The 11,525-nt window shown below is 72.5% G+C and carries 6 protein-coding genes; all 6 read left to right on the top strand.

Annotation, left to right across the window (positions count from 1 at the left end; all coding sequences use genetic code 11):
- The first annotated feature begins 40 nt into the window (after window positions 1–40).
- The 6 genes from O7598_RS15005 to O7598_RS14980 all read left to right on the top strand — a co-directional run bounded on the left by O7598_RS15005 (window position 41) and on the right by O7598_RS14980 (window position 11,502).
- A complete protein-coding gene (locus tag O7598_RS15005; protein WP_269691965.1) occupies window positions 41–310 on the top strand; it encodes a DivIVA domain-containing protein in 270 nt (89 codons plus the stop codon).
- Window positions 307–576 carry a hypothetical protein gene (locus O7598_RS15000; protein WP_269691964.1) on the top strand — a complete coding sequence of 90 codons (270 nt, stop codon included), beginning with the start codon at window positions 307–309 and terminating at the stop codon, window positions 574–576. The genes O7598_RS15005 and O7598_RS15000 overlap by 4 nt, the downstream gene beginning before the upstream one ends.
- A 99-nt stretch (window positions 577–675) precedes the next feature.
- On the top strand, window positions 676–1,266 hold the full coding sequence (locus tag O7598_RS14995; protein ID WP_269691963.1) for a DUF7019 family protein: 591 nt from the start codon (window positions 676–678) through the stop codon (window positions 1,264–1,266).
- 8 nt (window positions 1,267–1,274) lie between these two features.
- On the top strand, window positions 1,275–4,727 hold the full coding sequence (locus O7598_RS14990) for a WD40 repeat domain-containing serine/threonine protein kinase (protein WP_269691962.1): 3,453 nt from the start codon (window positions 1,275–1,277) through the stop codon (window positions 4,725–4,727).
- Window positions 4,724–5,329, top strand: a complete 606-nt coding sequence (locus O7598_RS14985; protein WP_269691961.1) for a hypothetical protein — start codon at window positions 4,724–4,726, stop codon at window positions 5,327–5,329. Before O7598_RS14990 ends, O7598_RS14985 begins: the two co-directional genes overlap by 4 nt.
- Before the next feature lie 224 nt (window positions 5,330–5,553).
- Window positions 5,554–11,502 carry a DUF4011 domain-containing protein gene (locus O7598_RS14980; protein ID WP_269691960.1) on the top strand — a complete coding sequence of 1,983 codons (5,949 nt, stop codon included), beginning with the start codon at window positions 5,554–5,556 and terminating at the stop codon, window positions 11,500–11,502.
- Window positions 11,503–11,525 lie beyond the last annotated feature (23 nt).

The raw sequence follows: 11,525 nt of genomic DNA, 5'->3' as shown, positions 1-11,525 counted from the left end.
ATCCTGGCCACCAGGAGTCGGGCTCGGAGGAGGCCAGCACATGATCGTCGGCATTCGGCGTACGACACTGGGGAGTGCCGCCGCGTACCCCAGGCTTCTGCCGTGGCAGGTGCGTGAGCGCCGCTTCAAGCCGGCCGGGTTCGGACGCCGGGGCCTCGACCCGCGCGAGGTGTACGCCTACCTCGAACGGGTCTCCGGTGAGCTGGCCATCGTCTACGACGCGTTGGCGGCCAGCCGCCGGGAGGCCGCGGTCGCCCACTACGCGTTGTTGCGGCGCGAGGCAGACCAGCCGCTGGGAGACGACCGGTGACCCAGCGGTACGTCATTCACCTGCCGATCGTCGCCGCCGACCTGCCCGCCGCGCAGCGCCTGGCCCGGGTTGTCGGCCGCTGGATGCTCGTGCTGCCGTGCGCCGAAGCGGGCGGCATCACCGTGTCGGCCGAGGACGACCAGAACGTACGCCACTGGGTCTTCTGCGACGCGCCGATGGCGAACGGTCGGCGCTGCCTGCTCGGCGCCGACCACGACGGACCCTGCTCCCGGCGCCTCTCCGGTGCCCGGGGGTCGGAGCGCTGACGGCCGAGGCCGGGGTCCGGACGTCACCGCGGCGGGCGGAAACGCGAGCACCCGCCACGTAGGCTGTAGGTGGCCATCTCCCTCCCACCGGAGCATGCCTTGACCCTCAAGTACTACCTCTACATGTCGCACCTCAAGCTCGGGCTCCTCGCGGCGCAGGTCGCCCCCTCCGCGCAGCACGAGACCGAGCTGGCCGTGGATCTGAAGGTCGTCCGCTACAGCCGCAAGGCGGTCTGGCCGGAGCGCCACGACCTCGACAAGCTGGAGAGGGTGATCCGGCACCTCCAGGACGCCGACCAGATCGGCACCGCTTTCGAGCCGGGCCCCTACTTCCAGGCCTGCCTGCCGATGCGCTGGCAGGTGTTCCCCACCGCCGGCATCGTGGTCTTCGCGGGGACGCTCGACGACCAGGTCATCGTGCTGGGCGGGTCGGCGTCGCACGTGGTCGGCGGCGGCGATGCCGAACCGCGCGGCTCGGTCCCGCCATACCTGTTCCGCAAGCTTCAAGAACTGCACCCGGAGCCGGGCGAGTTCGACGACGAGCGCCTTCACGAGGCGCTGGCACAGATCGGGGACGGGCTCCCCGGGCCGACGCAACCGGTCGAGTTCGTCGCCAAGCGGCTGGCCGAGAAGTCGGGACCGAACGGCGCGTTGCTGGGCAGCCCGATCTACGTGGCGCTCGCCGACTAGGGCTTCGGGTGGCCGCGAGGGACGTGATCCGGTGGCGGCCGGGGGAGACCGTCCTCGACACGTTCCGCATCGACGAGGTGGTCGAGACCGGCGGCATGGGCTTCGTCTACCGCGCCCGTCACCTCGGGTGGAACGTCGACCTCGCCGTGAAGACGCCCCGACCCGACCTGGCCACCGCGTCCGGCATCCTTGACCTGCTCGCCCAGGAGGCGCAGGCCTGGACCGATCTCGATCCCCATCCGAACGTGGTCGGCTGCGCCTACGTGCGGCGCGTCGGCGCGTACCCGGTGATCTTCTCGGAATGGGTCGCCGGCGGCGACCTGACCGCGGCGGTGCGGGAGGGTCGCTGCCGCGACCTCCCGATGGCGCTCGACGTCGCGATCCAGACGCTGCGCGGCATCGGGCACGCCCACGCCGCGGGCCTGGTGCATCAGGACATCAAACCCTCGAACATCATGTACGACGGCGAGACAGCCCGGGTGACCGACTTCGGCACGGCCAAGGCGAAGGCGCACGCACCGCAGAATCCGCAGGGATCCGCGGAGACCGCGTACGCGACGCTCGGCGGGTTCACGCCGCAGTACTGCTCCCCGGAGCAGGTCGATCCGGACGGCCGGATCGGTCGGGCCAGCGACCTGTGGTCCTGGGCGCTGACGGTGATCGAGATGCTCCACGGGCGCCGGCTGTGGGAGTGGGGCCACGACGGCGCGGACGCGCTGGCGGCGCTGCGCGTCGATCTCCCGGCGGCGCTGCGTGACCTGCTGGCGGGCTGCCTCGCGCGCGATCCCCGGTCGCGGATCGACGACACCGCCGAGGCGGAGGCCGTCCTCACCGCCGTGTACGCGGACCGCACCGGCAGCCCCTACCCGCGCTCCCACCAGGTCCCGCCGTCGCTGAAGGCCGACGGCCTGTCCAACAAGGCGCTGTCGCTGTGGGACCTCGGCGAGCAACGCCGCGCGATCGAGTTGTTCGATCAGGCGAAGGCGATCGATCCGCACAACGTCCGCGCGGTCTACAACCACGGGCTCACCAGGTGGGCAGACGGGCTCGTCACCGACGAGACCCTGCTGTCGGAGCTGCGCGCCACCGGCGACTCGTGGGAGGCCGACTACCTCGCCGCGATGGTCCACCTGGAACGCGGCGACGGCGTCCTCGCGAAACGGCACCTGGTTGAGGCGGACCGGAAGCATCCGGGCTCACCCGAGATCACCGCTGCCCGCGAGCGCTGCGCCCAACTGACGCCGAGGGGCACGCTCGAGACGTTCGGGCAGTTCTCCGGCGAGGTCGTGGCGATGGCCTGCGACCACGACGCGACGCACGTGGTGGTGGCCGAGGCGTCCGGCCGGGTGCGGATCTGGGACGCCTTCGCCGGCCGGGTGGTCGGCGAGCTCGCCGATTCGGGTCGGACACCCGTCGACGTCGCGATCGACCACGCCGGGGCGCGGGTCCTCGTCTGCTACCAGGACACCGGGGTCGAGCGGTGGCGTCTCACCGACGGCATCGCCGAACTCGAAGGCCGGCTGGACAGCGGAACGGCCGTGGCGCTCAGTCCGGAGGGCGGCTTCGCGGCCGTGGGCACGACCGACGGTCGGGTCCTCGTCTTCCGCACCGACACGTGGGAGTCGGTCGCCGACATCCAACCCCACGAAGGTCGGGTCACCCGGGTGATCCTCGCCCGGAACGCCGAGGTGTGCGTCTCCGCCTCACTGGGCGGCACCGACGCCGATCGCCGGGTGGAGCAGTGGTGGCCCCTGCGGCGTACGAGGATGCGCGGCCTGCAGATGCCGTCCGACGGAATGGGCGATGACGACCGGAGGATCGCCCTGGCGACGGACGGGTCGATGGTCCTGCGGCTCGGCGTCCGGTCCATGATGACGGTGGACATGCGGGTCTGGGACGAGCCGCGTCGGTGGGAGGTTCCCTGGCTCCTCGGATACGACGTACTTGGCGTCTCGGGCCGGGCCGGCTGGGCCCTGCTCGACCCCGGGACCGGCGACCTCCAGATTCTGGAGTTGGCCATCCGCCGCTGCGTCCGTACCTTCCCGAAGGACTGGAAGCGCGGGTCGCATCGTGACGCGACCGCGTTCAGCGGCGACTGCGGATACGCCGTCATCGCCGAACGCGACGGTTACCGCGGCCGGACCTCGTTGTCGCGCCTCCCGATGCCGCTGCCCGGACATCTCGCCCCCTGGGCGTACGCGCCGCCTCGCCCGGTCGGCACCCTCGCCTCCGAGGAGCGTGCGTTCGACCAGGTCATGGCGCGCATCGAAGGGATGATCGCGGCCGGGGAGGGTCAGCGCGCGACCGAGGCGGTCCGCGAGGCCAGGACCATTCCCGGCTTCGCGCGCCATCCGCGGCTGCGCCGGGCCTCCCGGGACGCGGGCCGCGGCCGGCGACGCACCGGACTGGCCGGCATCTGGGTGGAGCAGGAACTGTCCGACGTGATGCTCGCCCACGGGGCCTTCGACGTCAGCGACGACGGGCGACTGTTCGCCTTTCCCGCGAACGTCGACGAGGTGGAGATCTTCGACCTGGAGACGCTGGAGAAGGCGGGCTCGGTGGTCGAGAGGCGGAACCCCGCCCGCGGCCTGCACTTCGCCCGGGCCGGGCGCGACCTGGTCATCGGCTACGCGGACGGGTCCGTCGCGTGCCACGACACCGCGACGTTCGAGCCGCGTTTCAAGGTCGCCGGCGCCCTGCCGCGCGACGAGGGGGAGACGACATTCGACATCTCCGGCGATCTGCTGACGGTCGGGTTCGGACACGGGCTGGCAACGGTGTGGTCGTTGGAGGATGCGGCCTGCGTCGCGAAGACCCGCACCGGTGCCGGGACGATCCGTGGCGTCACGGCTGACGAGAAGTCCCGCTCGATCGCGGTGCACCTGGCGACGGGCGACACGACAAGCGTGGAGGTCCGGTCGATCGACACCGGCAAGCTGGTGCGTACCTTCCCGGACGTCCACTCGCACACGGAGATCCGCTTCGCCTCCGGCGTGCTGTTGCTGGCCGAGATGACCCGCCTCACCGCGTGGCGGCCGGAGCGCCGGCGCCCGCTGTATCGCCTCGACGGGGTCAGGCACAGCTCGTCGGCGGACCTGGCCTTCGCCGACTCCCGTCGCCTCGCCGTCCTCGCCGGGATGGCGGGCTTCGTGGTCTGGCACGCCGCGACCGGAGAGGTGGTGTTCGACGGGCGGGCCCTCGCGGAGCCCGATCTCCGCCACGGGACCGAGGAGGTGGCGGTCTCCTCCGACGGTCGATTCGCCGTGGCGGGAGACGGTGAGGACGAGACCGTCGACGTCTGGGACCTCCGCGCCCGGCGCCGGATCCGATCGCTGCACGGTCACCCCGTGCGGGTGAACGCGATCCGCGCCGACGCCTCGTTCCGCACCATCGTCACCGGGGACCACCAGGGCAACGTCCGGATCTGGGGCCTCGACTGGGACCACGGGAGCGATCGATGACGTCCAAACCCGACCTGCGGGCGAAGTTCGTGGCCAACCGGGAGCAGGTCCGGTCCTGGCTGGAGGCCTGGGAGATCCCGGAGATCGTGTGGACCGACGAGTTCAACGAGATCCCGGCGCCCTGGGTCGTGTTGGGGCGGGATGAGAAGAGTTGGCTCAAGGAAAACGCACCCTTCCTGGACGCGTACCACTGGATGTTCCTCGGCCGGCCGCTTACCCCGGGGGTGCGCAAGGTGCAGGCCCTGTGGCGCTTCGGGGTGGGACACCGGTTCGAGAAGCTCGAACTTTCGATCACCAGCGTCTGCGATCCCGGCTACCTGGCCGAGAAGCTGACCCTGGCGGTTCACCACGGCGGGTTGAAGGGGTGGCGGCAGGAGGACGCGCAGCCGCTCTACCAGTGGCTCGTCGAGGGCGTGAACACCAGACCCCTCGACGACGCCGTGCGGGGCAACAAGAGGTTGGGATTCATCCTGCTGAGCTTCACCCGCTTTCCGACCGGCGACGGCGACGTGGCGGTGTCGCTGACCGCCGTCGAGACGGATCGCGCGCTGGACGGTTCGCTACTCGACGACAACGGGGTCTCCATTCCCCCCACACAGTGATCCGCTCGGCAGACCGGATTTCGGAGGCTGCCCCGGCCAAGGTGTCGGCATCGACGGAGGCGAGGCAGTCGTCATGCGTGGCGTGGCCGTAGACGAGGTGGCGCGCCGTCATGGCGCCATCCTGCCCCAGCGGTACGACGACCAAGATCGGCCGGGGGCGGCTCGGCCGAACGCCCGACCGCTAGGCTGGGCGCTTCCTGGCCTCGCCACCTGGAGTAACGCCCATGTCCGACAGCGTCTTCGCGCAATTCACCGCCGACGACGACCAGCTCGCGGTCGCGTTGCTCGTGCAGCCGGCGATCAACGCCGCCCTGGTGCACAACCGGGTGCCTCTGGTCCGCCACCTCACGCTGACCAACCGGGGCGCCGAGCCGCTGGTGGACGTGACCCTCACGCTGGAGCTGCTCGGCCCGGAGGGCGCCCTCGCCGAGCCGTGGACGCGGACCCTCACCCGACCGCTGAGACCCGGCGCCGGCACCGGCTGGGACGACTTCCGGGATGTCACTCCCGACCGCGCGCTGCTCTACCGCACGGACGAGGCGTTCCCGGTCGACTACCGCCTGACCGTCCAGCCGCACGGCGGGACGGCGAACGGCGGGCCGCTGAGCCTGGTCGCCCCGTCGCGCGTGCTCGCGCACAATGAGTGGTTCAACAGCCCTGTCCTCTACGACAGCCTGGCCGCGTTCGTGCAGCCGAACACCCGCGCGGTCGACGCGGTGCTGCGGTCGGCGGCACAGCTCCTGCTGGCGCGTACCGGCTCCGGGTCGTTGCAGGGCTACCAGGAGGGATCCGAGCGGGCGGCGCTGATCGCCGGCGCCGTCTACGAGGCGCTGCGTCGACTGGAGATCACCTACCAGACGTTGCCGGCGTCGTTCGAGAACACCGGCCAGAAGGTACGGACCACGGCAGCGGTGCTGGACGGGCGGCTCGGCAACTGCCTGGACCTGTCCGTCACGTACGCCGCCTGCCTGGAGGCGGCCGGGCTGCACCCGCTGGTCTTCGTCAGCGAGGGGCACGCGTTCGGCGGTTTCCTGCTCGAGGAGGAGCGGCTCAGCGCGGCGGCGGTGACCGAGACGAACCTGCTCACCTCGATGGTCGACTCGGGTCGGGCGGTGCCGGTCGAGCTGACCCGGATCGGACCGGGTGCCCAGAGCGCGACGTTCACCGAGGCAGCACGCGTCGGACTCGGCCACTTCCGCGGCGACGGCCACCGGCTGCTGGGGGTGGTCGACGTCCACCTGGCCCACCGCTCCGGCATCCGGCCACTGCCGTCCGCCGACGAACTGGTCGCGCCGGTCGACGCCGCCCCGGCCGGCGCGACCACCGCCGAGGCGTCCCTGGACCTGCCGGCCGGGGTGGCCGCGGCCAAGCTGCGCCGCCTCGCCGACGAGGGCGAGGAGGTGCCGCAGCCCGCCGACGGGTCACCGGCGCGTATCCAACAGTGGCGCAAGTCGCTGCTCGACCTGAGCCTGCGCAACCCGCTGCTGAACCTGCCGAAGCGGGGCCGCGGCCTGGAGCTGCACGTGCCGGCCGGCGCGCTGGCCCTGCTCGACGACCTCATCCACGACGGCCGTCAGGTGCAGGTCATTCCGCAGGACGACATCAGTCGTGTCCACGAGTTGGCCGGCGCGCGTCGGGCCCAGGACCTCGACGCCGACATCCTCACCCGGGACCTGCGTACCGACCGTCGGGTCTACGGCGCGGTCACCGAGGCGCGCTACAAGACCGTGATGCGGGCGTTGCAGCGCGAGGCGCGCACGATGGAGCAGGAGACCGGCAGTAACTACCTCTACCTGACCATCGGCACGCTGGTGCATCCCCGGGCGGCCGGGGGAGAGGCGTACGCGCCGCTGTTTTTGCTGCCGGTGCGCATCGAGGGCGGCACCGGTCGCCGCCCGTACGCGATGGTCATCGACGGTGCCGAGGTGGCCAGCCCGAATCACTGCCTGGTCGAGTGGCTGCGGGTCAAGCACGGCGTCCGCATCCCGGAGCTGGAACAACCGGTCCGCGACGAGCACGGCATCGACGTGGCGAAGACGCTCGCCGCGATCAACACCGGGCTGGTCGACAACCGGCTCAACTACCGCATCGACGAGTCCGCCAGCCTGCGGCTGTTGCAGTTCTCCACCTTCCAGATGTGGCGGGACCTCGGCGACCACTGGCCCCGCTTCCTGGAGAACCCGGTGGTGCGGCACCTGGTGGAGTCCTCCGGCGCCACGTTCGACGACCCGGCGCGACCGGAGGGCCAGGCGGAGGCGACCGTCGACGAGGCGGAACTGCACCTGCCCATCCCCGCCGACGGCTCCCAGATGCAGGCCATCGTGATGGCCGAGCGCGGCCAGTCGTTCGTCCTCGAAGGGCCGCCGGGCACCGGCAAGTCGCAGACCATCACCAACATGATCGCCCGGGCGGTCGCCGCCGGCCGGTCCGTGCTCTTCGTCGCCGAGAAGCAGGCCGCGCTGGAGGTGGTGAAGCGGCGGCTGAAGCAGATCGGCCTCGGGCCGTTCGCACTCGACCTGCACGGGCGCAAGCAGTCCCTCAACGCGATCCGCCAGCAGTTGCGCGACGCCCTGGACCAGTACGACGCGGGCGGCGACGGCACCTGGACGGCCGTCGAGACCGCTTACCGGACCCGGCTCGCGCCGCTGGTCGACTATCCGGGGCAGGTCCACACCGCCAACCCGGTCGGGATGTCACTCTGGTCGGCCTACGAGCAGGTCCTCGCGTACGGCGACGGGCCGGTCGCCCCGATCCCGGTGAGCTATCTGCACGCGCCGGACGAGACGCGGGCCGCGGTGCAGCGCACGCTGCGGGAGTTCCCGGCCGCCGCCCGCTCGGCGCGGATCCGGCCGGCGCACCCGTGGGCGTTGAGCGCGTGCCGCGCGCTCGACGGGCTGCACGCCGCGGCGCTGGCCGAGATCGCCGTCGACCTGGAACGCGTCCGGGCCGACCTGGCCACCCGCCCGCACCTGGTCGGCCTGTTGCGGACGCTGCCGGCCCCGGAGGCGGTCGGCGAGCTGCTGGCCGGCGCCTGGCTCGCCGTACGCGGCATGCTGCCGGACCGGGAGACCACCGCGCGGGCCGGCGATCGGCGCTGGGACGAGGCGGTGGCTCGCCTTCAGGCGGAGGTGGCCGGCTTCCACCAGGGCTTCGCCGGTGAGCTGGCCACGTTCCGACCCGATGTGTACGCGCGCCCGGAGCTGGCCGCATGGCACGCCGAGGCGCAGGAGGCGGGCAAGAAGGTCTTCGGCAAGCGCAAGCGCCGGCAGGCCGTGGTGGACAGGCTGGCCGTGTACCTGGTCGCCGGGGCGACACTCGAAGCCGAGCAGGTCGAGGTGAACACCGGCCGGCTGGTCGCCGCCCAGGCCCAGGCCGCGGCGCTGCACCGGCAGATGGCCGCGCTGGGTGGGCTGCACCTGCCCGGATGGCTGCCCACCGACGCGGACGCGCCGCGGCGGCTCGCCGACGCGGTCGAGGCGACCCGAGCCGGTCGGGTGCTGCTGGCCCGGCACCCGCAGGCGTGGGAGCTGTTCCGCCGCGGCGTCGCCGACACCGACGCCGCGCTCCTCGACCGGGTCGCCTCCCGCTGGCGGGCCTGGCGTGGGGTGCTGCGCTCCGGGGAGCCGGAGCTGGCCCTGTGGGCCGCCGGCGGGCACTGGCTCGACGCCTGGGAACGCGACGGGGCGACCTGGCCGCACGAGCTACGCGCCGAGGAACTGTTCCCGCTGCGCCGGTGGGCCACCGTGCTCGGCCACGCCGACGTGCTCGCCGCCGCCGGTCTCACCGACTACCGCGACCGGTTGTTGCGCGGCGAGGTGACCGGGCAGTTCGCCGAGGAGGCGTACCGGCGTGGCGTCGCCGTGGCCTCCCTCGCCGAGCGGGTCCGGGCCGGCGGCCTGCAGTACTTCGACCCGGAGCTGCACGACGACGAGATCGCCCAGTTCGAGGCCGCCGCCGGTGAGCTGCGTGCGGCGCTGCCCGAACACCTGCCGTCGGTGCTGGTCCGCCGCCGCCCGTTCAGCCCGACCGACCGGCGGGGACGCTTCGCCGACTTCGCGGCGGAGCTGCGTCGCAAGCGCGGCGGACGGTCCTTCCGGGACCTGTTCGAGCGCTACCCGGACGCGGTGCTGGCCCTGACGCCGTGCGTGCTGGTCAGCCCCGCCTCGGCGGCGAACTTCCTCGCCCCCGGCGGCCAGCGGTTCGACCTGGTGATCTTCGATGAGGCGTCACAGATCCGGGTCGCCGAATCGGTCGGCGCGATGGGACGCGGCCGCGCGGTGGTCGTCGTCGGTGACTCCCGGCAGATGCCGCCGAGCAGCTTCATGCAGGCCAGCCACACCGTCGACGACGCCGACGAGGATGCGGAGCCGGTGCTGGAGGACCTGGAGAGCATCCTCAGCGAGGCCGTCGAGTCCGGGTTACCGCAGCGGTGGCTGTCCTGGCACTACCGCAGCCACGACGAGTCCCTGATCGCCTTCTCCAACCGGTACTACTACGACAACAAGCTCTCCAGCCTCCCGTCGCCCGGCGCCAGCGACACGGCCGGGGTCACCTGGCGGCGGGTCGACGGCCGCTACGACCGGGGCGGCGCGCGGACCAACGAGGTCGAGGCGCGGGCCGTGCTCGCCGACATCACCCGCCGCCTGCACGACCCGGGCACCGCCGGGCAGTCGATCGGCGTGGTCACCTTCAACATCCAGCAGCGCGACCTCATCCTCAACCTGTTGGAGGAAACGGCCGACCCCATCATCCGGGAACGGCTCACCGACGCGGTCGCCGAACCGATCTTCGTGAAGAACCTGGAGAACGTGCAGGGCGACGAGCGCGACGTCGTCCTGTTCTCGTTGGCCTTCTCCACCAACCCGCAGACCGGGCAGTTGCCGCTGAACTTCGGCCCGCTCAGCCAGGTCGGAGGTGAGCGGCGGCTCAACGTGGCGATCACCCGGGCCCGCCGGCAGGTGGTGCTGTTCTCGTCCTTCGACCCGTCCGACATCGACCTGTCCCGCACCTCGGCGGTCGGCACCCAGCACCTGCGGGCATACTGCGAGATGGCCGCCGCCGGCGCCGACCGGCTCGGTGACCTGGCCACCGACCGGACCGAGCGGCGCAGCCGCGTCCGCGACGAGGTGGCCGCCGCGCTGCGCGAACGCGGCCACGAGGTACGCCCCGCCCACGGCCTGTCCGACTTCACCGTGGACCTCGCCGTGCGCCGGCCCGGTTCGGCGCGGTGGCAGGTCGCGGTCATGCTCGACGGCCCCGACTGGAGCAGCCGGCCGACGGTGGCCGACCGGGACTCGGCGCCGGCGCTGCTGCGGCACATCATGGGCTGGCCCGAGGTGGTCCGGTTCTGGCTGCCGGCGTGGATCCACGACCGGGCCGCGCTGCTCGACCGCGTCGACGAGGCGGTCACCCGCGCCGACGAACCGGTGGCGCCTCCCGGCGAGGTCGAGGTGCCGTCGCCCCGTGAGCCCGTTCCGGCCGAGGTGTCCCTCGGGGACCCCGGGCCGCCGCCGGTGACGAGCCTCGTCGCCGCACCGGCCACCGTCGAGCCGCTGCCGGCCGCACCGGCCCCGGTGTCGGTCGCGTCGTCGGTGGCCGCCGGCGCCATCGAGGTCCGGCCGTTCGTCCCGTACACCCCGACGCCGCTCGGCGACCAGGCCGACCTCGACCTGCTCGCCACCGACCAGCGGACACGCGGCCTGGTGCGGGAGGCGCTGCGGGAGATCATCGAGGTCGAGGGGCCGGTCGAGCAGCACCGGCTGGCCCGCCTGGCACTCGCCCGCTTCGGCTTCCTGCGCACCCGGGAGGACCGGCGGCTCGCCGTGCTCTCGCTGGTCGACACCCGCCGGCTCTACGACCACCCGACGGTCGGGCGGTACGCCTGGCCCGAGGGGACGGACCCGCAGGGCTGGCACGCGTACCGGGTCACCCAGGTGAGCAACGACCGGGCCTTCGAGGAGGTGCCGCCGGAGGAGGTGGCGAACGCGTTCGTGCACGTGCTTCAGGGCTACCCGAGCATGGACGAGGACCGGCTGTTGCGTGCGGGACTGGAGCGCCTGGGCTACCGGCGGCGCACCGAGAAGATCGACCGGTTGTTGCGCTACGGCCTGCACGTCGCGGTGACCAGCGGACGGATCCGCTTGGACCCCGAGCGACGCCTCACGCTCGGCTGACGCTTCCCGCTCGCCCTGCTCAG

The sequence above is a fragment of the Micromonospora sp. WMMC241 genome (assembly GCF_027460165.1).
GTDB lineage: Bacteria > Actinomycetota > Actinomycetes > Mycobacteriales > Micromonosporaceae > Micromonospora > Micromonospora humi.
The sequence above is the reverse complement of the archived record's forward strand: the minus strand, read 5'-3'. Positions and strand labels throughout refer to the sequence as shown.